The sequence below is a fragment of the Flagellimonas iocasae genome (assembly GCF_042682725.1).
Classification (GTDB): domain Bacteria; phylum Bacteroidota; class Bacteroidia; order Flavobacteriales; family Flavobacteriaceae; genus Flagellimonas; species Flagellimonas iocasae.
Genome location: NZ_JBHUHU010000003.1, coordinates 255,743 through 280,327, shown reverse-complemented (window position 1 = coordinate 280,327; position 24,585 = coordinate 255,743). Strand labels below are relative to the sequence as shown.

Below are 24,585 nucleotides of genomic sequence, written 5' to 3'. Positions count from 1 at the left end.
GCATTATGAGGTATGAAGCTTGATACTTTTTTGGCTTAACCTTTTAATTATATCAAAAAATGAAACACGTATTACTTTTTACCCTCTTGTTGGGCGCAGTGACCCTTCAAGCACAAGAATCAGAAAACGACAAAAGAATCATTCCTAAAGGCATTTGGAATGTTGGGGGTGATTTTTCTGTAGGGTTAAACAACCAAGAGTCCACAAATCAAATTTCAATTCGTAATTCGGATAGATTTTCATTTTCCGTCTTACCTCGCGTTGGGTATGTTTTTGCTGACAATTGGATGTTAGGCCTAAAAGCTGGGTATAGCCATAGTAAATCCAATCTTGAACGAATAGATAACGGTACTTTTACGGGTGAATCGGAAAGCAAAGGTGAATCTGTTACCGTGGCACCTTATGTTAGAAGATATTTTAGTGTGGGCAAAAATCTGCTCATTAATATGCAAGGAGAATTTGAATACAGCGCATCATGGTCTGAAACTATTTCAGATACCGCTGAAAGAAGCACCGGCCAAGCGGATCAGTTTGCGTTATCCATTCGACCTGGGGTTACCTACTTTGTTTCCAAAAATTTGGCTTTTGAATCTTCATTTGGGGTATTGCAATATGGTACCTATAAAAGTGATTATAGCGATGGGGGTAGAACTGAAAATAGTGGTTTCAACCTTAGTTTGGATTCCTCCAATCTATTTTTTGGACTTTCCTATTACTTTTAGCGAATCGCATTTTATTAAATTCAGAAGCCCGCTAATCAATAGCGGGCTTTTTCTTTTTCAATCCGAATAAAGGATGTAAAAAAGGAATCCTAAGAATGAACAGGTCATAGATAATCCAACTTATTCCAAACGTGCCCACAACCAAAAGGGTGGCCTTCGGAATAAATCCCCAATCCAAATTCATAAGATAGTACCCAATGGTAATGGTTACCGTTTGGTGTAAGATATAAAAAGGATATACCGCGCGGTTGGCATAGGCCAATGTCTTGCTTGGACGATTTAAATATTGGGCAGCGTAGGCAAACAGTACCAATATCCAACTCCAAAGATTGGCTACTTTCAACAGGGCCTCCGTGAAATGCCGGAAGTAACCATCTTCAAACTGCCAACAGACAATAAGCCCTGTAAAGCATATCAGCCCGATGACCAGTGCTTTTTTCTTTATTTTTTCGACGCTTTCCCAAAAAGTCTCGCCGAGTGAGATCAATACGAATCCAAAAAAGAAAAAGGTACTGTAGTTAATGATGGCAAACCAATCGTGGATGAGGTCGTGGGTAATATCAAAGAAAGGTTCCACCAAAGATTCCCAAAAATAAAGCGGAACAATAAACCAGTACAATCCCAATGGTTTTGCCACCAGACGTTTTATCCATTGCACAAATTTTCCAGGCCTTTTTCGAATTTGGAGGAAAATCGGGGACAATATCCAAGAGAAAATCAGTAGGTAAGGTAAAAACCAAAGGTGGTGCCATGAAATGTTTCCTTGGGGATAAATACCATCACGGGCCACAGTGGTGAAATATTCCCAGTACGTTCCAGTGAACTGGGCATTGGCCACACGTTCAAAATAGATTTGTGGCGGCACAATGAACAACATGCCAAAAATGAGTGGAATCCCCAAACGCTTGAACCGTTCCCAATTAAACTGCCCAACTGTTCGTTTTCCAAATGCATAATACGTGCCCATACCTGATATGACAAAAAGAATGGGCAAGCGCCACTGGTTCAAAAAAAGCATGGGCCATATAAGCCAATCGTAAATCGTATTGTTTTTGACGTGCCACCCCCATGGTACAAAGAACATCCCCACATGGTAAAAAATGAGGAGTCCAAAAACAATGACCCGTAGCCAATCTAAATCGTAACGTCTGAATTTTGTCTGCATGATTGATGAATTTTAACCAAAGATGCTGCAAGCACCCAAAGTGTTGCAGTTTTTGGGGCTTCAAAACGTCCAGAATTACAATTTTGGAGGAATTAGGAGTGTTTTAGCCCTTTTTTTGCTTCATGTAACTCGAAGGGGAACTTCCCACATGCTTTTTAAAAGCGGAATAAAATGCAGATTTGGACCGAAAACCAACTGTGTGTCCTATGGCCTCAACGGTTAAATGGGCAAATTCTTCATCCAACAAACGGGTTTTGGCCAATAAAATCCGTTTTTGGTTAATAAAGTCATTAAAGTTCATCCCGGTTTCAGAATTGATCAATTTTGAAATGGTATTGGCATTTGTGTTGAGATTTTCCGCCAAATCCTTCAGTGAAATATCTTGACGACAATAATAAGTCCCATCCTTTAAAAAATTTTCCACAGCTTCAAATTGGAGCGAGTTGGTAGAAAGGGTCTCATATTTGTCCGCAATCCAGGATTTTTCAAAAAAACGGGATTCGGAAAGAATAAAAAAGGAAGTCAGGAAGATGATACATGTTCCAAAAATGCCAATATAATGGTCGCCACTGTCATCATCGAAATTGATGAATATGAAGAAAACAAAGACCAATAAGGCCAAGAAAAAAACAAACGTATTTCTTGAAAAGATGTATTTGTCGGCCTTAATGTTCTTTTTGGACAGTTCTTTTGTGTGCCATGTTTGTGATAGTAAGCGAGCGGATAAGACCAAGTAAAATGAAAAACTGAAGAGCACTATCCACCGGGTTTTATTTTTTACGATATGGTAGGAATAATTAAAGGATTCAGGAATCTCTACAAAGCCCAAATCACGATGATAGGCCCCAATATAGGCATTGAGTTTCACCTCTAGCGGACTCAGCGTATAATTGATTTGTGATACTGCATAAGCGATAGGAAGAATAAAATGATACCACTGTTTTTTAAGCGAAAAGGGTTCCCGCTTCAGCAAAGAATACAAGAAAAAATAGAGTGTAGGCGCTATGAGCAGGACAAAAGCTTCTGTGGAATCATTTAGGAACAGTACGTATTTCATGAGTCCTGTGTAGCACAGATAAATGTCTATAAACACCAAATTCTGCACCAACAAAGACCATCCAAACAGTCGAATTGCAGAATCTCTTTTGGTTCTAAGAAAGATAACCAAGACCAAGAATAATCCCTGAACAATGCCAATGAGCATTATATGCGAAGCAAGATTGTACCGAATGGGAATCTGTTGCAATATTGTCTGCGCTTGTTCCATGAGGTGAGATTATTTCTCTATATAGTCCGATAGTTTTTCAGGGCCTTCGAGCAGTACCCGAACAATTTGTAGGGTGCCATCGGCCTTTGTGTCGATGTGCCATTTGATCAAGGAAATTTGTCCACCCTCAATTTCAATACCGGTAATACTTCTGGGGTGCACACAGCTTCCATCATTGAAAAAGGGAATTTGACCCGGTTCTGGAAATCGGGGTCTGTGGGTGTGCCCGGTAATAGTGATTTTAAGATTGTTCCTTAAAATCCATCGTTTAATACGCTTTTCTATCCGGATGAGTTCCTTATAATTTCTGGCGGGGCTGGTAGGGTCGGCGATTCCCACCACTTGAAGCGGCTTCCAAAGAATTCGAACCAAAAACCGACCAATTCGCCAACAGACATAGTTCCACCAATCCGCCTGGTGCCCATGGGTGCAAAAAAGTTCCTGCCCCGTTTTTAAATGCTTTAAAATAAGACCTTCATGATAGGTGATGCCTTCAAAAAGTTCCTTGTCCGAACCATCAATCGGTTCAAAATAGCTCGAAAGGTGCTTGTCCACATAGTCTTTGTCCTTGTAGACCATATCGTGGTTGCCCCAAAGCATGTGCAGTCGTCTTTCCAAGTGAAACTGTCGTAGCAGCTGAAAGACATTTTTGTGAGCTTCAAAAATGGACTCAAACGTGATATTTTCCCAGAGTTCATCACCATCACCAAGTTCACAATATTGAAACCCTTGGCGGTAATAATGGTTCAAGGCATGAAAATAAATGTTCCGGTTATTGGCAAAGTCATCGGCAAAGCTGTTGTCCCCTCTGTGGCAGTCACTAAAGAAGATGATTTTGGAATCATCATCAAAAGGAATAATCTTGGCGTTGTGGTAGGCCCGATCTAACCTAAAACTGGAGGACATGGCTTATTTTTTACTAAATATCTTCAAAAATGGCGATTAATCTATAAAGATTACCATTATAAGACGGGCATCCTTTCTTTTTGTAACTTTACCGACCAATTTACGACCAACATCCGTATGAGCCAGAATTGCAATACTGATAGCCCAATGATGCAGTTGGTAAGTTTCAACAAATTGTTGGAACATTATGACCAACAAGTCAAAAGCGAAGATAAATTCTTTGCTGACTGGGCGAGGTATGTCTTGGATTCTCAGGCACCTTATCCGGTGTTGAGGGATGGGTTCACGGACCTCAGTTTGCTGGAAAAGCATAAGGACGTCATCAGTATTATTTTGAAGGAGAGCTTTGCTCCGGCATTGACCAACAATGAGATCAAAACAGCTTCTACCGCTTTTGAAAGTTCGGTCTTTAATTCATCAGAACGCTTTCAGAAAATTTTAAAGGACGCTGGAGAGGATTTTGAACTCGAGATCAAAAATATTCCCACGGGACTCAGCTACATTATGAAATGTACGGTGATCCTAAATTTCTACTATGGGTTTAATTTGGATTTTAAGCGACCCATTTTCTACGATATTCCGGATGCCAATGGGGTGATGCACCATTATCGCATTTTGTACAATGCAGATTTTATGGAGATCCTTCCAACTGAAAAAGCCAAGAAACTCACGCAGGAAGATGTGGATGAGTTGTTGGATAATTTTGACAATCTTGATCTTTGGAAGGAAAAAATACCGCCGAATAGTTTTATCGCGAAGGGCTTTGTTATTTCCAATATGTTCGATGTGACCACCGAGCATTCCATCTCAGAAATAAAATCCACCCTTATTGGCAAGAAGAAGAGTGAAGGTGAAAACTATATGGAAAGTTTTCAGGATACCTTCAGGTCGCTCTTCAAACTTAAGAAAATCAAAGTGGGATTTGCTGGGTATGATTCCAGTGCCAATAGCTTCTTCAAAATCTACGGAAGGGGTATGGAGAGTTTCATTCTCAATGGCAAGGAAACGGAATCTTGCGATGTAATGCTCTGCGACTATTCCCACGGAAAGCTTTTCAATGAAAATAAGTATTTCGCCATTTCCAATGTGGAGAAATATTTTAAGAAAGAGAACACCCAACCCTATAAGAACTTGTACGAGCAGGGGATTCGAAGTGCCATTTTGGCCCCGATCTCCAATAATGGGGAGCTTTTGGGGGTTTTGGAACTGGTATCGGACACCGTTAATGAGCTCAATAGCGTCAACGCCAATAAATTGGATGATGTGATGCCGTACATTGTGTCTTCCGTACTTCGTTCCATTGAGGAAGAGGAAAATTTGGTGGACGCCATTATTCAGCACGAGTGCACCACGGTGCATCCTTCTGTCTATTGGAAATTCCAGGAAGAGGCCAAACGTTTCATGACCGATGAATTATCTGGACACCAGCCTGTGTTCAAGGAAATTGTGTTCAAGGATGTGTATCCTTTATATGGCCAAATCGATATCAAGGATTCTTCCAAGGAACGAAACCTTTCCATCCAAAGGGATTTAATGATTCAACTTTCCGAAATCAATGATGTGTTGGAGGTTGCCGTTAGAAAATATGGATTGCCCATTTATGAAGAGTTGATGTTTCGGGTGGAGTCGTATCTCAGTGAGGTCCGGGAAGCACTTTACACCCACACGGAACAGGCGGTTTTTGATTTTGTGAAGGAAGAAATCAACCCAGTGCTTACGCATTTGAAAAAGGAAGATGCCGAGATTAAGGAACTGATCAAGGTATATGAATCCAAAATTGATGCCACCACGGAGTCCTATTACGATCATCGCCGCAATTATGATGATAGTGTTATGGAAGCCAATATGCAGCTGGCCGCACTTTTAGATAAAAAGCAATTGGCCGCACAGGAAATGTTTCCGCATTATTTTGAACGTTACAAGACGGATGGGGTGGAACACAATATGTACATCGGTAGTTCCATTGCCCGCGACCGAAAGTTCAATGAGCTTTATTTGAGCAATCTTAGGTTGTGGCAGCTTCAGGTAATGTGTGACATGGAAAACAAATATTATTCCCTTAAGCCGCACTTGCCAGTGCAATTGGATGTTGCCTCGCTTGTTTTGGTCTACAGCACCTCATTGTCCATCCGTTTTCGCATGGATGAAAAACGTTTTGATGTGGACGGTACCTATAATGCGCGGTATGAAGTCATTAAAAAGCGTATTGATAAATCCTTTATCAAAGGAACCAATGAGCGTTTAACCCAAAAAGGGAAATTGTCCATCGTATATTCCCAACGAAAAGATGAGCGGGAGTACATGCGGTATATCCGTTTCTTGAAAAACAAAGGCTATTTCACCGACAATATTGAAATAGTTGAACTGGAAGGTCTTCAAGGGGTAACGGGGCTAAAAGCAATACGAGCAGAAATTTTGTACAAAAAGGACAAAAAATCGGAGCAGACCTATACCTATGACGATTTAATGGAGGAACTGAAATCCTAGCCTAAAAAACCAATCGGTCAGGGCCAAAAAATCGGAACGCAATACCAAAAGCAAGAACGGAAACCACCATTCCTATCATAAAAATATTATAGGTGAGCCGAAGTATCTTGTATTTTTTGTTGAGTACCAACCCCAAGTAATAGAGGTCCTTCGTTAATGAGGTATACACATACTCTTTATCCTTGACCAATTCCTTCAACGCCCATTCATATTCCTTCAAATCCATTTGATGGAAATTTCCAAAAAACAATAGGTTTACCCGTTTTTGTTCGACATCTTCTTTGGTAAACTTGCCGGTTGTCACATTGGGTCTAGTGGCCAAAACCGACAAAACCATGGAAACTATACTAAAAAGGATAAGGATCATGGTTGGGTAGATAAGGTAGGTGTTACTGGGATTATCCAACTTGGTAAGTAAATTGGCCAGTACCAACGAAATGATAATGGCATTTACAGATAACAGAATATTGGCCTTGGTGTCGGCAATATCACTGAGTTTCAGGTGGTTTTTAAGTGTTACGCGGTAGAGTGTCTGTACACTTCGGTCTGGACTTTCTTCTTTGTATTTGGCTTTTAGGGCCTCTTTTTTGGCAATATTCTTCTCTGTTTTTTTCTCTTTGAGCAATTGTTTCAAATTACGTTCTTTTCCTTCTTCCCAATTTTCTTTGGCGTAATCGGTATAAAACTTTTGACCGTCTTTGAACATTTGTATGTTTTTATCGCGCCATTCCTTGGTGGAATAATCTGCAATCCCCAGTTCCTTCAACTCATCCTTTAAAAAATCAGTGGTTTCCCAATAACTCTTTTTGGCAAAGTGGGACATATCTGCATCCCGGATGATTTCTTCCATCAAATTTTGAGGCTTGTGATGCTTTTTGGTGGCCAAGATTAAATTGCAGACCTCTTTAATATCCGAAGTATTATATCCATTATCACTTAAAAACTCGGCGGCAATTTTGCAACTGGCTTCTTCGTGATGCTGTGGGTCCTCAATATACCCTGTATCGTGAAGCCAAGCGGTAAGCAAAAGCTTTTCATTATCCTCCTCTTTTAAGTCATAAAAGTTGAGCAATTCTTTAGTACTTTTAACTACACGCTGGGTATGTCGTAGATTGTGGTATAAAAACCTCGGGTCGAGTTTTTTATCAAAAATTTCAGTGACAAAACGTTCAGTTTTTTCAACAATATCCGACATAACTGTATGTTTGAATTATCCAAAGTACAAAATTTTGGATTCAACCTCATGTGCTTATGAAGAAACATTACGTGTTCCTCCTCTTGTTGGCAATGGTGTATGGTTGTGCAACCTATGAGGCTAAATATGTAGATACCTATAGTGCCGCCAACGCCCCTAAAGACAAAGAAGTTGAGCATACCTTCTATTTAATTGGCGACGCCGGTCTGTCACCTGCTGGCGATTTAAATCCAGCTCTTAAAAAGTTTAAGTCGGTTTTGACCCAAGCCGATAAAAATAGTACGGCCTTATTTTTGGGTGACAATATTTACCCAGCCGGCTTCCCGGACAAAGATGATGACCCTGAAGGACACGAACGGTCCAAGCACTACCTAAATGCCCAATTGAGCACCGTTGAATCTTTTAAGGGAAAGACCGTTTTTGTGCCCGGTAACCATGATTGGTACAGCGACGGATTAAAGGGGTTGGAACGTGAGGAAAAATACATTCAAAACGCATTGGAAAGCAAGGATGTCTTTCTTCCAGATAATGGTTGCCCTATAGAAAAGATTGAGGTGAGTGACAACATCATAGTGCTTGCCATAGATACGGAGTGGTACTTGACCGATTGGGATAAGCATCCGACCATGAATGATAATTGTGAGATTAAAGACCGCGGACGTTTTTTTGAGGAGTTGGAAAGCGAAATCAAAAAAAATCTAGACAAGACCATTCTTATTGCCCTGCACCATCCCATGTTTTCCTACGGAACCCATGGAGGGCAATATTCCTTTAAGCAGCATATTTATCCAAGCGGCGGGGGAGTTCCAATTCCGGTGTTGGGAACAGTCGCCAATCTATTAAGGCGAACAGCAGGGGTGAGCATTGAGGACCTATCCAACAAAAAATACAATGAACTCAGAAAACGTATTTTGACGCTTTCACAATATTCGGATAAGGTCATTTTTGCTTCGGGGCATGAGCACACCCTTCAATATATTGTGGAATCAGGTAAACCACAGATTGTAAGTGGTGCTGGAGCCAAAACTGGCGCTACCCGGCTGTTGAACGGCAGTAAGTTCTCCACAGGGGAAATGGGGTATGCCATTCTTAAGGTTTATACCGATGGTTCTTCAAGTGTCAGTTTTTACGCGGCCGATGAACCTGAAGATGCTCCTTTGTTTACAACAGAGGTACTGCCACCCGATAGATCTACCGAAAAAGTTTCGCTTACCGAAAACTTCCCAGCCTACAAGGAAGCATCAGTATATACCGATGAGCAAATCGATAAAAGTGGGTTCCATAAATGGTTGTGGGGCGAGCGGTATAGAAAGTACTACGCCACAAAAGTAAAGGCCCCAACCGTTCGTTTGGATACCCTTTTTGGTGGACTTGCAGTGGTTCGAAAAGGAGGGGGAAACCAATCAAATTCGTTACGTTTGGAAGATAAGGAAGGTCGCGAATATGTAATGCGTGATCTTCGTAAAAGTGCCGAGCGATACCTTCAGGCCATTGCCTTCCAAGATCAGTATATTATTGGACAGTTTCAAGATACTTACACGGAAGACCTGTTATTGGATTTATACACCGGTGCCCATCCCTATGCGCCATTTACCGTGGCCCGATTATCAGATGCAGTGGGCATTTACCACACCAATCCAAAATTGTACTACGTGCCCAAGCAATCTGTGCTGGGAGATTTCAAAACCGATTTTGGAGGCGGACTTTACATGATCGAGGAGCATGTGTCCGATGGCCATGATGAGCTTGAAAGTTTCGGGAAGACCAAGAAAATTGAGAGTACCTATGACCTTATCAATAAGTTGAGGGAAGATGAGGAGTATCGCATTGACCAGCGGGAATATGTGAAAGCCAGATTGTTCGATATTCTTTTGGGGGATTGGGATCGCCACGTAGATCAATGGCGATGGGCTGAGTTTAAAACGGAAGATGGCAATAAACTATTCAAACCCATTCCGAGGGATAGGGATCAAGTATTTTCACGTTGGGGTGATGGATTGATCATGGAATTTGGCTCAAGGGCAGTTCCCTCTCTTCGGATTTTTGAAGGATTTCATGATGAGATTCGAAGTGTAAAAGGATTTTCATCCTCGCCACGGACCTTTGCACTGGACATGGCTCTACTTTCCGAAACTGACATGCAAGTGTGGGAGGATGAGGCCAAATTCATTCAGCAACATATCAATGCGCAGGTAATCGATGAGGCCTTCATGGCGTTTCCCGAAGAAGTAAGGGACGAAACCGTTTCCAATATTAAAAACACCTTATTGGCCAGAAAGGAAAATCTGGTGGAGACCGCCCGGGAATACTTTGCTGTTCTCAACAAATTTAGCGTAATCACGGGTACAGATAAGGATGACTACTTCAGTATCAATTCCTTGAAGGATGGTGGGCTTGAGGTCACAGGCTACCGAATCAAAGGAGGGGAGAAGGCGGATATTTTCTTTCAAAAAACCTATGACCCGCGTTTCACCAAAGAAATTTGGGTATATGGGCTGGATGATGATGATGTTTTTGATGTCCATACCCAAACGTCCAAAATAAAGGTTAGAATTGTTGGAGGACAGAACAATGATGTATACAAGATTGGCGAAAAATCCAAAAAGGCGTATGTGTATGACTTCAAAACAAAAAAGAACACCTATGATGAAGCCTTTGGCGGAAAAATCCATCGCTTGAATGATTATGAGACGAACACCTATGAGTTTTTAAAAATAAAGGCGAGTACTAATCAACTATTGCCAACCATCGGTTTCAATCCAGATGACGGATTTAGAATTGGCCTAATGGATACTTACACCTACAACGGTTTTCGGCAAAATCCGTTCACCCAACAACATACGGTCAACGCCGCATTTTATTTCGCAACGGAAGGATTTGATGTGGGCTATAAAGGAGAATTTGCGAATGTGATCAACAAAGTCAACCTTGAAATTCAGGCCCGGTTCACCAGTCCTAATTTTACCCTTAACTTTTTTGGTTTTGGAAATGATACGGAAAACAATGACGATGATGAGCCCCTTGGTTTGGATTACAACAGGGTTAAACTGCGGACATTGCGTTTTGCTCCTTCCTTGGTATGGCGAGGCTATTTGGGTTCCAAAGTTCGTGTTGGGGTTTCTTATGAAGACATTGAGGTAGAAGCTACGGAGGATAGGTTCATCAATGAATTTTATGTGGAAAATGGGGAAGAGGTGCACCAAAATTTCTTTGGTGTGGATGCGGAGTACGCTTATTCAAACTCAGATAACGAAGCGTTTCCAACATTGGGAATGAGTTTTGGCCTCCTCGGAGGGTATAAAACCAACATAAAAGAATCTGGTAGGTCCTTCGCATATATATCACCTAGTCTGTCCGTGGACCATAAACTTAGTGCCAATGGCAGATTGGTTTTGGCGACCAAATTAAAAGCACGTTATACCATTGGGGATGACTATGAATTTTATCAAGCTGCCAGCATTGGCGGAAATGATGGTCTGCGCGGATTCCGTTTTCAGCGTTTTACCGGCAAAACATCCTTTTATCAAAATACCGATTTGCGATACAGTTTTAGAGGCCGACAAACTGGATTGTTACCAGTGACTCCTGGAGTTTATGGCGGGTTTGACTATGGAAGGGTTTGGTTCCCTGATGAAGACTCGGATAAATGGCACAATTCCTACGGTGGAGGATTCTTTGTGAATGGTGCTGATATGCTAACCGCTAATTTTGGATTGTTCAATAGTATTGATGGCCTTCGGTTTGCCTTTGGAGTAGGATTTGGATTTTAATTGAGCGAAAAGGAGTAAAGACTTCCACCTCCTGTTCCTTTGTTTCTTTCATCCGCAATCAAAAGGGTTTTTTCATCTAAAAAACCAATGGACTCCGTTTGGGTTTCACTATTGAAATCAATGATTTGAATTGAAGCAGAATCAAAATTGGGAAGTTCAAAATCCTTCACCAAAAAGATAAGCCCATACCCCAAAAGGGCTATCGTTTTGCCATCTGCTGAAATATCGGCTCCGGTTACCGAGCAATGATTTTGACTTTGACACAGTACAATAGAACCTAACAATTCTGCATCATATTCGCCTTCAACATCAGGAACACGATAAATAAGTGTTTCGCCGGTGTAAGGCCTTGTTCGGTTTTTGGTAAAAATGTACAAATGCCCCTCCCAATGAAAAAAGCCTTCTGTATCAAAAAGCAGGCTGTCCTTTTTAGGCGGAAATTCCGTTTGCTCTGGATAACGGAACTCAATTTTTTCGGCGTTGGGTTCTTTTTTTTTCAATTGTGAACTTGAAACCCTGTAGATTGTCAGATTTTTTCTGTCGTTGTTGTTATTTCCGAAATCCCCGATATAGAGATTACCCGCCTTGTCCATAGCAAGATCTTCCCAATCCTCATTTTTGGCATGGTCAATTTTAAGGCTCTTGGTGACATTTCCCTTTTGATTGATTTTGTAGATCTTGTCTTGGTTGCCACTGTCCTGAATGACCCAAATAGTTTCGTCTCCAATGGCAACCCCAGAGACCTCATTGAGTTTTGAGGGAAAATCACCTAAGCGATTTAATTTACCGTATTGGGTTTTTTGGGCACAAGCTTGAGTGAAGAACAAAACAAAAATTAGAGCATATCGAATCATTCAGAATCCTTTATGGGCATATATACCTCAGTTTTCCATTCAATTTCGTTACCTCCCATATTTGGGTTGTTAAAAAACACCTCAATAGGCTTTTTTTCTACTTCAATGTTATTTTCCTCCGCATAGTTTAACAACGCATACCAAGCTCTATCCGATGTTACATAGTTACCATGGTAAACTGCCTTAAGCGCGGGTTTGCCAAAGATTCTTTTATAGGTGATACTGGGATGAAGTGGTAATTTTTCCGAGCGAACAATGGGAAAACAGAAATTATAAGACAAGGTATTAGCCTTTAGGTCCCAATTCTCAACTTCTAAAAAAGGCGGGCCATTGGGTTCTACCCCATTTTCAAAAATCGTGGAGCTTAAGTATGAATAATTTGCCATGATGCCTCCTGCCTTCTCAACCGGCTCTGTGGTTAAGGAGACGCATGCACAGTAAGTACTGAAGAGTTCATCCTCACCCACGATGGAAACGTTGAACTCTTTAAGATGTTCTTTTAAAAACCTATTGAAATCCAACAAAGTCTTTCTTGAACCCTTCTCAAAATCCGTATCGGAAAAAGGAATTTTGATTTTGTTCATCAAGGAATAATCTCTATCCTTGATATTCACATCAATTTGGCTCAATGAGTCATGGATTTTGGTGATGTTCCATTCGTATAGATGTATGGAATCCCCAGAAACAATGGTTTGGGTATAGTCACTCAGGCTTTCAAATGATACTGGGACAACAGAATCCAAGGTTTTGTTCCAAGCCTTTACGGTTTCAAAAATGGTCCCTGGAAGAGCTTTGGCCTTAAAACTTACCTGATAATCCTGTGGTTTAATAAACAGATACCATAACAAGGAAACCACAACCAAAGTAAGGACCAGTATAGAAATTTTTCTCATAGTAGCTGGCAAAAATAGAAAATTACCCCCTAGTCATGTCTAATTTATCCACGATGAATTTTCCGAGGTCACGACCTTGCTTCACACCAACTTCAATGGCAGCACGGTAGTGGATTCCTCCATACATTCTACTTATGGCCGCTTCATCCGCAGCTTGCCTGAATGATTTAAAGGAACGCACCGGCAGACCATATGGAATCTCGGTGTCATCATCAAAAGAAAAGTCGTCTCCAAAGATATCCGTGAGGGCCGTTGATGCAGCTCCTGAAACCACGCTGTGACCACTGGTATATTCAGGGAAAGGAGGTGTTTGCAATACAGGCTCCCAGCTATCGTCAATATATTCGTTGATGACCGTTTCAGGGCGAATGAGATTACTTCTATATTTTTCATCCCAACAGCTAATAAAACCGTCGGCTATCGCAATGGAGGTCTTGGTATAAGCGTAGACCGTCTTGGCAAAATCTGCGTTGTCTTTTCTACAGGCAATTTTGGTTATACCAATCCAGTGGGCGCCTGGAGTAATTTTTTTCGTGGCAAACATTAAGTGCCCCCTTGTAACCGAAACATAGGGGTTACAGTCCCAAAATTGGGCAATTGCAATCTCATCAGACTTATCGCCTTTGTTGATCATGCTTTTTCTCACCTCGTACACTTCCATCACTTCTTTAAAAAATTGGGAATCTTTATCCATTGAAAAGTCGGGAGGTGGGATAGGCTTGAACTGCGCGGCGGAATCGATAGCGAAGGGACGAATTCTACTCCAGTGGGGCTCCAAACCGCTCATATATGCAGGAGGGGTAGGTTGCCAACGCGAAGGCTCTTCAGTGTTTACGGTGAACTTGGGCATGGTCCGGGTTTGCTTGTAATTGTCCTTGTCCATCCAAGCTGCAATGAAGTCCGCAACCTCCAAACCGTAGGCTTTTGAAGCATTGAACAACGGCTCATTTTTAGATGTCCATAAATTGTAAAGACTGTCTCGGAATTCTGTTACTCTTTCTTCTGAGAAAATGAGTTTTCGGCTCAAGTCCATATGGGCCACCAAAGCGGCCATTTCATAATTTATGGCCTCCTCGGTTTTTGGCTCTGGAATGCTTTCCAACCCATGCACTTGTCCTGCCAACGATTTGTACTGTTCATTATTTTTGGCGATAATTTCATACGCAGCAATGTTGGGATATGCAAATATGCGGCTTGCCACCGGAGGAGAGAATATATCATGGATCATGACCTCAATCACTTTGTCCACTGATTTGTGATATTCCTCGGGGGATACGGTAATGGGCTCCTGCTTTTTTTGACAAGAGGTTAAAACCAAAAGCAGTACTACCAGTATGCTAATTCTTTCTTTCATGGCGTTAATCATTAATTCTATAAACTTGTGCTTTATCGTTATTAAAAATGGCAAGAATATATTTTTTGCCATTAAAGGTCAATGTTTTTAAGTGCCTCAGTGACTTTTTGGTAAAGTCCAAACCTAATTCATTACCGAGTACTATGTCATTTTCATTTTTTAAAAGTGCACCGGGAAAGGAGTCAAGTCTACCGTGGTAGGGTTTTACTCCAAAGAAATTACCGCCCATCAACACTTCTTGGACACCATCACCATCAAAATCCGCTACCAGAAAATCCATGATGGGTGATAGCTGGAGTTCATTTTTGAACGGTACAAAAACAAAATTACCGTCATCATTCCGCAAATATCCAGATTCCAGCGTATTTACTTCCAAAAGTTTCGAGTTTTCCAAGGCTTCCTTGCCGAATAACTCCTCCATGGTTTTCCCTGCAAAGGATTTGTACGTAGTGAATTTCTTTTTCAAATATACCAATTGCGAGGAAAGTCCATCCAAAGATTCCAGTGGATAATAGGTTCCATTTTTTTCAAGAGCCGTTACGGTTTCTGGCTGGTCATTGTCGTCAAAGTCATTGAAAAACAACTTCATGGGATACTTTTTCGATGCTTTGAACTTTGAATTTGTACCCCAGTTCCCTAACAGGTAGTCCGTGTCACCATCACCATCAATATCAAAGGGAGCGATACGTTGCCAAAGCCCTTTTAAGTCGGTCGGGTGAGCCTCGGTAAATGCTCCATTTTCGTATTGAAGAAACTTGGGTGACATCCATTCTCCCACCAAAATCAGGTCTTTTATACCATCCCCGTTAAAATCATTCCAAATGGCGTCTGTCACCATTCCTTCGGAATAAGGTTCAAATCCTGGAAAGGTGGAAAAATTACCGTTCTTATTTTCCAAAAGGTAGGATGTGGCCGGAGCTCCAAACTGGGCCGTGATGGTATGGCCTCCCACAAAAATATCCAAATCACCATCGTTGTCAAAATCATAGGGTTTTACCACGGATGCATTTTGATAAAACTTGGGAAGCTCAACGGAAGCAAAGCTTGAATCTTGTTGCATATAGTAACTCTCCAGCAAGGCATCGGATTTACCAAAAAAATCACCACCACCCGAGGTCACAAAAAGGTCATTCTTTTCGTCATTGTTAAAATCAGCAATGGCCGCCGAAATATCTTCTTTGATGGAATCTTTGGCAATACCATCAAAACGCTGACTGACGAATGCAGTGTCTTGCTGCACATAAATTTTTGATGGGATAAACTTGGACCCACCCACAAAAATATCCTCTTTTCCATCACCATTAAGATCACCCAAAGCCAGCGCGGGCCCTCTATCCGAAACTTGATATGGAATAAGCTTCTCCCTGTTAAAATCGGTGTAGTTGTCCTCCACATGGGTAAAATCGATACCCAAATTATTTGGCACAGCTTCAAAAAGAGGTTTACTGTTCTTGTGCAAGGAGTCGTAGTTGAAGGGCCTTGTATTTTCGGGAGAGATGGTCAGTGTTTGGTTGGTGGCCACATCTTTCAATGTTTGATAGGTTCTATCTGGCCAAACGATTTTGATGGAATCCACTTTTTGCACCGAACCGTACCCAAAATGAATCATGGGTTCCGAGGAAGCCTGAAAGCCACGAGTTGTGAACAATTCTTTGAATTGAAGCGCTCCATTTTGATAGGCAAATACCTTTATCCCAATTCCAAAGGTGTTTTTTGCTGAGAACTTAAACTTCAATTTAAGGTAATTGCCATTTTTGGAAGCCTTGTTGATATACAATGAAGCGGGTTGGTTGATATTATTCGTAACAAGATCCAAATCACCATCATTGTCCAAATCCGCCATTGCGGTAGCTCCGGAAATTAGAGTGTCTTTGGTGATCCAATCTGCGGACTTATCGTTGAATTTTAAATCTTTACTTCCTTGAAACACATAATTATGGACGTTTCCAGAAGGCATAAGATTCAAAGCCTCCTGATCCACAAGTTTAGTGTTGTCTATTTTTTTCTGGATTTCATCGCTGGAAACAAATTTGATAAAATCCAGGTCATTAGGGCGTTTTGGAATTCCGTTGGAAATAAATAGGTCTTGGGTGCCGTCCAAATCATAGTCGCCAAAAAGGGCGCTCCAACTCCAATCCGTAGCAGCGATGCCACTCATCAAAGCAGTTTCAATGTAATTGCCATCTGGTTGGTTTACAAAAAGCATGTTTCGGGTAAACTGATAGTGATATCCAAACCGATCTATGCGTAACTTTTGGGTTTGGACATTGTCGTCACCTTCGGAAGATTTTAAGGCGACTTCATCTTCAGGTAACATGTCAAGGGAAATTAAATCGGGCCGACCATCATTGTTGATATCAGTGACATCATTTCCCATGGAAAACCGGGTAGTATGACCAAAATATTTTTTGAGACTTTCCGTGAAAGTGCCATCTCCATTGTTTAAATAATAGTAATCATCTTCATGGAAATCGTTGCCTACGTAGATGTCTGGATAGCCATCTTGATTAAAATCCGAAATAGCCAACCCTAAGCCATATCCATTGACACCTCCGTAAATTCCCGCTTCTTCACTGACATCTACGAATCGGCCTTCATCATTGCGAAGTAGTTTGTCACCTGTTTCATAACGGCGTTCAAAACGCAGGTCGAATCGCCCAAATGAATTTTGGGTGTGCACGGCATGGTTGAGGAGATACATATCCAAATCTCCGTCAAGATCATAGTCAAAAAATGTGGCGTTGGAACTATAAGAGTCAAAATCGAGCCCATATTTGGCCGCACTTTCGGTAAAGGTGTTGTCGCCATTGTTGATGTACAACTCATTGAACCCATTGAATCCATTGATGCCCACCACGGCACACACGTAAATATCCAAAAGACCGTCTCCATTCACATCGGCCATGGTTGTCCCGGTATTCCAACTGCTATTGCCTTCAATTCCCGCGGAAGTGGAAATATCCTCAAATGTTAGGTTGCCCTTATTTAGGTACAGTTTATTTTTCACCTGATTTCCAGTGAAGAAAATATCCGGCAAGCCATCATTGTTGATATCGCCGATGGAAACTCCACCGCCATTATAAAAGTAGAGGTAGTCCAAAATACTGACGTCCTCTGTGGTAGTCAAGGTGTTGGTAAAGTCAACCCCAGTATTTTCTGGTGAGGGATTATCAAAAAGACTGCCTCCTTTCTGGCAACTGACAAAAAGGAGACTGACCAAAACTGCTATGGTGATTTTATTCATCAATGGCAAAAATCTTTGGTTTATTGTTATTGATGGCCACAATTACAAAAGTTTTTCCGTTTTTGTCCTTGAACTGTTCCATGTATTTAACTTCATCCCGAACCGTAAATCCGCTTACATCGTATTCTTGCCAAGTAAAGCCAAGATTTCCATCGCCCAGTAAAAGATTACCGTAGCTTGCATCAAGCCGTGAGAATTGTGGTTTATACTCAAAATTATTACCGGCCATGATCAAATCCAAGTTGCCATCCTTGTTCACATCGGCACAGGTGATATCGCACACACAGGAAAGTTGGACTCTTGGAGGAAGGTTTTTAATGGTGAAATTACCGCCGCCCTCGTTTATGGCAATGACCGATGCTGAGTTTTCCACTTTTTTCATGATGGCATTCTTTACCAATTCCTCTGGAAATAACTGATGAATTGTTCTGTGAGCATAGTCCGAAGCCTTAAGGTTCTGCTTTTTTAGACCGGGCAACTGTTCTGTGAGCTCCCGCTTTTGGTGGATGGGGTAATCACCACCATCTTGGGCCAAGGTCACAATTTGTTCAATGGTTCCGTTGTTATCATAATCATTGATCCACATTTTCATGGGATGCTCTTTGGAAGGTTTGTAATGAAGGTTCAACCCTTGGTTCCCCAAAATTAAATCCATGTCGCCGTCATTGTCCAAATCGGCAGTTTCAATCGTGTTCCACCATCCGTAAAGACTATCGAGCGAAGAAGGCATTTTGGCAAGCCTTCTACCCGTGTTTTTGTAGATTTTTGGGGTATCCCATTCTGAAGTAACAACAAGGTCCTTCTTTGAATCTCCGTCAACATCCACCCATTTGGAATCGGTGACCATTCCAGCATCTTTCAGGTCGTAGGCCAATCGTTCGGTAACATCGGAAAAGGTGCCATCACCCAAATTTTCCAAGAAAAGATGGTCTGGGGAAATCCCGTATACCCCAACAACACTTCGTGAGCCAATAAAGACATCCATATCGCCATCATCGTCAAAATCAAAGGGGGCAATGGTGGAGATATTCTTAAAGGTTGATGGCAATTGGTTTGCAGATTTTGTGAAATTTCCTCTACCATCATTTAGGTATAAACGAGGAATATAATTCCGTTGTTCCCCCACATTATTACCTCCAGAACCTACCATTAGATCAAGATCACCATCACCATCGGCATCAAAGAAGGCAGCGGCCACATCTTCAAAAGCACGATCCTCTTCAAAAACAGTTGACCGCTTTTGGGTGATTTTTCCATTTCCGCTGTGCAGATAGATGGTTCCTGGTTGATTCTTCGCTCCCCCAATATAAAAGTCCTCATTTCCATCACCATTGATGTCGGCCACGGCCAAGGAAGGACCTTCTTGTGAAAGCTTTTGGTAGATAAGACCTTCATAATCAAAATCGTTGTAGCTATCCTCTTCATGGGCCACTGTCGTTGCAGTTTCCAATTCGGTAAGGAAGGATTTTTTGCTTTTCTTCTCTGAAGGAGCATACATTTCCGTGGCATCTCCATAATTTAGGGTAACACGCTGATTGGCTTGTATATTTTCGAGCTTTTGGGTATGCATATCGGGCCATATAATTCGGATGGAATCCAGAATTTCGGATTTACCAAGACCAATCGTCATGCCATATTCCATAGAGGACTGAAAACCTCTAGATGGAATCATTTCTTGGTTGATGATATTTCCATCAAAATAAAATTGAACCAGAGCACCCACACCAAATGTATTGGTTTTTGGGCCGTTGAACTTTAATTGGATGTAGTTGTTGTTCAGCTGGGTATTGGCGTTGTTTTTATAAACAAAGGTTTCTGTGTTGACATTGTTGATGACCAAATCCAAATCCCCATCATTGTCCAGGTCCCCATACGCCGCACCGTTGGAGCGCGAAGGCAACTCAAACCCCCATTCCCTGTTCGCATTTTTAAAGGAAATATCGCCATTGTTTTTGTATGCGTAGTTGGGTTGTGGCTTTACGGGCATTTTGTTAATGATGGAATCGATGGATTCCTTTTTACCGGTCAAAGCCATTTTTTGGACAATTTCATTGGCAAAAAAGTCCACAAAGTCCAAATCAGTGAGGTCATGATTGATACCGTTGGTAACGAAAATGTCTTTTAGGCCATCGTTGTCCATGTCGAACATAAGTCCGGCCCAGCTCCAATCCGTGGCATCAACACCACTGTAATAGGCCACTTCAGAAAAGGTGCCATTACCATTATTGAGCTGCAACGTATTTTGGATATATTGTTGGCCAAAATCTTTGTTTTGTTTGAGGTTGAAAACATTGTACCCCTCAAACTCCATTACTGATTTAACCCTAGTTTCTTTTTCGGGAAGCATATCGGTGATGAAGATATCGTTATGGCCATCATTGTTGACATCGGCAATGTCTATTCCCATAGCGGAAAGACTTAAATGCGAGGTCCAGTCCTTGATTTGCTCCTTAAAAGTGCCATCTTTTTGATTGATGTACAGATAATCCCGCTCGTAAAAATCGTTGGAGACATAAATGTCTGGATATAAATCACCATTGAAATCGGTGACCAAAACACCCAATCCAAAACCAATGAGGCTTCCATAAATCCCGGCCTCTTCGCTAACATCCACAAATTTGCCATTGTCGTTGCGAAGCAGCATATCACCCACACCCTTAAAAATGTCCGGGACGCCTTCCCAATCTTGGGCGCGCACTTCACGCTGTTCGGCATAGCCAAGACTACTTACTGGAATATTGCTGTTATTAAGAATATAGGCATCCAAATCCCCATCCTTGTCAAAGTCAAAGAACGAAGCATGGGTGGTAAATCCGGTTTTGGCCAGATTGTATTCTTCGGCCTTTTCGGTAAAGGTGAGGTCTCCATTGTTGATGTAAAGGTCGTTATCATGGTTGTTGCCTTCCATGTTCCCGGCATTGCAGACGTAAATGTCCAAAAGACCGTCTTGGTTAATATCCACCATAACCACACCTGTGGACCAAGGTTTGTTGCCAGTGACCCCTGCACTTTCGGAGATGTCTTCAAACTTGAAATCACCCTTATTCAGATAGAGTTTGTTGGCAACCATATTACCGGTTAAATAGATATCAGAGAGGCCATCGTTGTTTATGTCGCCAATGGCAACACCGCCCCCATTGTAAAAGTTTCTATACTTGAAGATATTGAAGTTCTTTTGGTTCTCCACAGCATTGACAAAGGTCACTCCCGTTTCATCAGGAGGGAGCAAGGTGAAAAGGGTCTCAATGCTTTCTTCTGTGACATCCTTTGACTCCTTGTTGGTGCAGGCCAAGGGAATCAAAATAAGGCATAGGATTACAGCTCTTAATTTCATTGGGTGTTCTGTTTTTTGATTAGAAAAACGGGAGAATCGTTGTTTAACGTGATGATGAGTTCTTCGTTCCCATTTCTGTTTATTTTTTCGATGCTACGGGCGGCCCCGGAAATATTCAAGTTCTGTTTCCAATGTATGGTGCCGTCTTCCTCGTTTTGTAATACAATCCCATGCGAGGCATCTAATCTACCAAGTTGGGTACTTATCTCAAAATTATTTCCAACCATTAATATTTCATTAATCTTTTTTTCATCATTATTATCGATGTGGATATCGTTTACGGTGGAGGACTGCACAATCAGTGGGAGCTCCCTACGGGAGAAGTTGCCGTTGCCATCATTTTCAAAGTAGGAAGTCTCGAGGAGATACACCATTCTTTTGTTCGCTTTTTCTAGATTATCCTTACCAAAAAGTTCCTCTAGAGAAGCCTTTGCAAAATCTTTATAAAAAAGGAATTTTTTATTGAGGAAGGGCATTTGCTTGGCGAGTTCATCCTTGGATGAAAAAGCAGTTTCCTTGTCTCCATGAAAATAGGTCAACACAGTTTCTATGGACCCGTTTCCGTCAAAATCATTGATGTAAAGGGTGATGGGTTTGTCCACGGACGCCCTGAATTTTGTGTTCAATCCCCAGTTCCCGGCCACAATATCCAAATCGCCATCGTGGTCAATGTCGGCCATTTTTATGCAGTTCCACCAGCCGTTGGTATTTTCGAGGCCGTTTCCGGTCTGTTTCACCAATTTTTTACCGTCGTTAAGGAAAATAGTAATGGGTGTCCAGTGCCCCGCAACGACCAAATCTAAAAATCCATTGTCGTCTAAATCCTTCCAGATAAAATCTCTAACATTTCCGACGGTTGCAAAATCTGGAGAAAAAGATGATGTGATATCCGTAAAGTTTAGTTCGCCATCATTCCTAAGAATATATTGCCGCGGGACCTCGCCAAATTTTGTGGAGACTGCGTTGGAAGTAATGCAAATATCAAGGTCGCCATCGTTGTCAATATCCACAGTGCCAACTTTGGACGCATTCACCTCAATTTCCATAAATGCCCCTTCTTTTTTGAGGAAGGTGCCATTGTGGTTAGTATAAAGTCTGGGCTGCAAAGGTTTGCCTCTAGAAAATTCGTTTCCCCCGCTTGCGACAATCAAATCCAAATCCCCATCATTGTCTGCATCAAAAAAAGCATGATCAGTATCTTCATTAATAGCATCCTCTTGGAAAAGTTCCGGCTGGGATGGGGTGAAACCGCCATTTTCCACTTGGATGAATAGGGAGGAGGGCTGTCCTTTTGCGCCACCGATAAAAATATCATCCGCCCCATCATTGTTTATATCTCCAACGGATACCGAAGGTCCTTCGTTGGAATAGGAAAAAGGAACTAGCGGATTTCTATCAAAATCAAGGGAAGCTTGCTCTTTGTGAACGAAGTCGAAAGCTTTAGTTGCAATTGAAAATTGCGATTGATTTACGGCAGTGGAGTCGCTGTAAAAATTCCCCGATGCATTTTTGGCTGAAACTGTTATGGAGGTATTGGCTGTGACATTTTTGAGTGTTTGAAACATCCCATTAGGCCACACAACTTGTATTGAATCTATGATGCTGTCCTTGCCAACACCAAAATTCAATCTGTTTTCTTTGGCAGATAAGAACCCCCTCGTGGCCATATTCTCCTGAACGGATGATATGTTGTTTTTTTGATGGAGAATGACTTTGGCTCCAATGCCAAATCTGTTTTTTTGTGTTCCATCGAAAGCTATTTTGATGAAATTTCCATCGGTCAGTGTGTTTTCCAGAACAAATGCTTCATCGTTCACGTTGTTCACGACCAGGTCCAAATCACCATCATTATCAAGGTCGGCATAGGTGCACCCATTACTGTAAGAAGGTGTTTTTTGACTCCAACTATCGGTGACATCGGAAAATGTGACTCCTCCGTTGTTTTTATAAAAGTAGTTGGGCACTTTTTTGCTGGGTAAACGATCTACTAAATCCATATCCTTGTCGGATAGTCCAGACTCAATATTTTTTTGGATTTCTTCATTGGAGATGTAATTGATGTAATCCATGTCGTTGGTCACCCCTTGAATGCCATTTGAAATGAAAAGATCCTTGAATCCATCATTGTCGAAATCTGCGAAAAGTGCGCCCCAAGACCATTCGGTAGCATTAATGCCGCTAAGATTGGCAACTTCCCCAAAATTTTCACCATCCAAGTTAAGGTGAAGGGCGTTCTGCATGTACTGTGGGGCAAAGCCATTCTTAAGGTATTGCTGGTAGACTGGGTATGCGTATTCCAATCCCGAGGTTTTGTATGTTTCCAAATTTTCAGGGAGCATATCCAGCGACAAAATATCGGCAAGACCATCGTTATTGACGTCGGCGATATCATTGCCCATGGAAAAATGAGTGGTATGACCCATTCTTGTATCATCCTGGGAAATCACTTCCTTAAATGTTCCATCTTTTTGATTTATATAGAGGTAGTCATTTTCAAAAAAGTCATTGCCAATATAGATATCGGGATAGCCATCATTGTTAATATCGCTTATTGCCAATCCAAGACCGTAGCCAATACTTCCTTGAAAAATACCAGCTTCCTTGGAAGCATTTGTAAAATGGCCATCATCATTTCGATATAGGATGTCCCCGGACATGGAGTCTATCATTTTTCTTTTGGTTCCTTTTCCGTAGGAACGATTTGGATTTACGGAGTGATTGAGAAGGTACATATCCAAGTCTCCATCCAAATCGTAATCGAAAAAAGCGGCTTGAGTGGAATATCCAATAAAATCCAACCCATATATAGCTGCTTGTTCTTCAAATGTGGGGATGCCATTTTCATCAATTCCTTTGTTTATGTACAGAAGATTCTGCCCTCTTATGATACCATGGTCGCCCACTTTGCACACATAGATGTCCAGAAGACCATCGTTGTTAATGTCCGTATGGGTCACCCCGGTGGTCCATCCGGTATCATTTTTGATTTTTGCGGCTTGGGTAATGTCCTGAAATTTAAAATTCCCTTTGTTCAGGTAAAGTTTGTCTGCCCCTTGGTTGGATGTGAAATAAAGGTCAACCAAGCCATCGCCATTAAAATCAGCTGAAGCGACTCCGGCTCCATTATAGAAATAGAGATAATTTAGGATGTTGAGTTCTGGGGTCTGGGTAAGGTTGTTGGCAAAATTTACCCCTGTATGTGATGATTTCTTTTGAACAAAAAGCGTTTTTGGTTCGTCGGTTGAACAGCTGGCCATCCATAATAAACCTCCAAAAAATAATAGACATAATCCTCTCATTTCATGCATCAAAAGTGGGTTTCAAATTAGTCAATTCCTTAGCAAATATGGGAAGTAAGATGATTAATATTTGATTAATGACAGGTTAAAAGTCA

13 protein-coding genes are annotated in these 24,585 nt (G+C 41.5%); 3 read left to right on the top strand and 10 right to left on the bottom strand.

All coding sequences use genetic code 11. The annotated features are described in order from the left end of the window. Positions 1–59: 59 nt before the first annotated feature. Complete coding sequence (locus ACFSJE_RS08495) at positions 60–722, top strand: outer membrane protein (RefSeq protein WP_379830562.1); 663 nt, start codon at positions 60–62, stop codon at positions 720–722. Positions 723–753: 31 nt separating this feature from the next. Here the strand turns inward: ACFSJE_RS08495 and ACFSJE_RS08490 are convergent, their stop codons facing one another. The 3 genes from ACFSJE_RS08490 to ACFSJE_RS08480 form a co-directional block, all read right to left on the bottom strand. Continuing rightward, positions 754–1,887, bottom strand: a complete 1,134-nt coding sequence (locus tag ACFSJE_RS08490; RefSeq protein ID WP_379830561.1) for an acyltransferase family protein — start codon at positions 1,885–1,887, stop codon at positions 754–756. 103 nt (positions 1,888–1,990) lie between these two features. After that, positions 1,991–3,154: a helix-turn-helix domain-containing protein gene (locus tag ACFSJE_RS08485; protein ID WP_379830560.1), complete on the bottom strand. Its 1,164-nt coding sequence runs from the start codon at positions 3,152–3,154 to the stop codon at positions 1,991–1,993. Positions 3,155–3,163: 9 nt separating this feature from the next. After that, positions 3,164–4,060, bottom strand: coding sequence for a metallophosphoesterase (locus tag ACFSJE_RS08480; RefSeq protein ID WP_379830559.1), 897 nt, complete (start codon positions 4,058–4,060; stop codon positions 3,164–3,166). 117 nt (positions 4,061–4,177) lie between these two features. Here ACFSJE_RS08480 and ACFSJE_RS08475 point away from each other — a divergent pair, with 117 nt between their 5' ends. Continuing rightward, positions 4,178–6,547: a GAF domain-containing protein gene (locus ACFSJE_RS08475; protein ID WP_379830558.1), complete on the top strand. Its 2,370-nt coding sequence runs from the start codon at positions 4,178–4,180 to the stop codon at positions 6,545–6,547. Between the two features lies 1 nt (position 6,548). On the opposite strand, the gene ACFSJE_RS08470 is transcribed toward ACFSJE_RS08475, so the two are convergent. Continuing rightward, the gene (locus ACFSJE_RS08470) at positions 6,549–7,742 is read right to left on the bottom strand and encodes a Pycsar system effector family protein (protein WP_379830557.1); all 1,194 of its coding nucleotides are present in this window, start codon (positions 7,740–7,742) and stop codon (positions 6,549–6,551) included. Between the two features lie 56 nt (positions 7,743–7,798). Here ACFSJE_RS08470 and ACFSJE_RS08465 point away from each other — a divergent pair, with 56 nt between their 5' ends. Then, complete coding sequence (locus ACFSJE_RS08465) at positions 7,799–11,512, top strand: metallophosphoesterase (protein ID WP_379830556.1); 3,714 nt, start codon at positions 7,799–7,801, stop codon at positions 11,510–11,512. Here the strand turns inward: ACFSJE_RS08465 and ACFSJE_RS08460 are convergent. Genes ACFSJE_RS08460 through ACFSJE_RS08435 form a run of 6 tightly spaced genes read right to left on the bottom strand, consistent with a single transcriptional unit; the run spans position 11,509 to position 24,499 of the window. After that, positions 11,509–12,366, bottom strand: coding sequence for an NHL repeat-containing protein (locus ACFSJE_RS08460; protein ID WP_379830555.1), 858 nt, complete (start codon positions 12,364–12,366; stop codon positions 11,509–11,511). The two genes, ACFSJE_RS08465 and ACFSJE_RS08460, sit on opposite strands and share 4 nt — an antisense overlap. Next, positions 12,363–13,259, bottom strand: a complete 897-nt coding sequence (locus ACFSJE_RS08455; protein ID WP_379830554.1) for a GyrI-like domain-containing protein — start codon at positions 13,257–13,259, stop codon at positions 12,363–12,365. Before ACFSJE_RS08455 ends, ACFSJE_RS08460 begins: the two co-directional genes overlap by 4 nt. 22 nt (positions 13,260–13,281) lie before the next feature. After that, positions 13,282–14,613: a vanadium-dependent haloperoxidase gene (locus ACFSJE_RS08450; protein WP_379830553.1), complete on the bottom strand. Its 1,332-nt coding sequence runs from the start codon at positions 14,611–14,613 to the stop codon at positions 13,282–13,284. Positions 14,614–14,617: 4 nt separating this feature from the next. Continuing rightward, positions 14,618–17,857, bottom strand: coding sequence for a VCBS repeat-containing protein (locus tag ACFSJE_RS08445; protein ID WP_379830552.1), 3,240 nt, complete (start codon positions 17,855–17,857; stop codon positions 14,618–14,620). Further along, positions 17,850–21,191 carry a VCBS repeat-containing protein gene (locus ACFSJE_RS08440; protein ID WP_379830551.1) on the bottom strand — a complete coding sequence of 1,114 codons (3,342 nt, stop codon included), beginning with the start codon at positions 21,189–21,191 and terminating at the stop codon, positions 17,850–17,852. Before ACFSJE_RS08440 ends, ACFSJE_RS08445 begins: the two co-directional genes overlap by 8 nt. Further along, positions 21,188–24,499 (bottom strand): VCBS repeat-containing protein, encoded by a 3,312-nt coding sequence (locus ACFSJE_RS08435; protein ID WP_379830550.1) that lies wholly within the window; start codon positions 24,497–24,499, stop codon positions 21,188–21,190. Before ACFSJE_RS08435 ends, ACFSJE_RS08440 begins: the two co-directional genes overlap by 4 nt. Positions 24,500–24,585 lie beyond the last annotated feature (86 nt).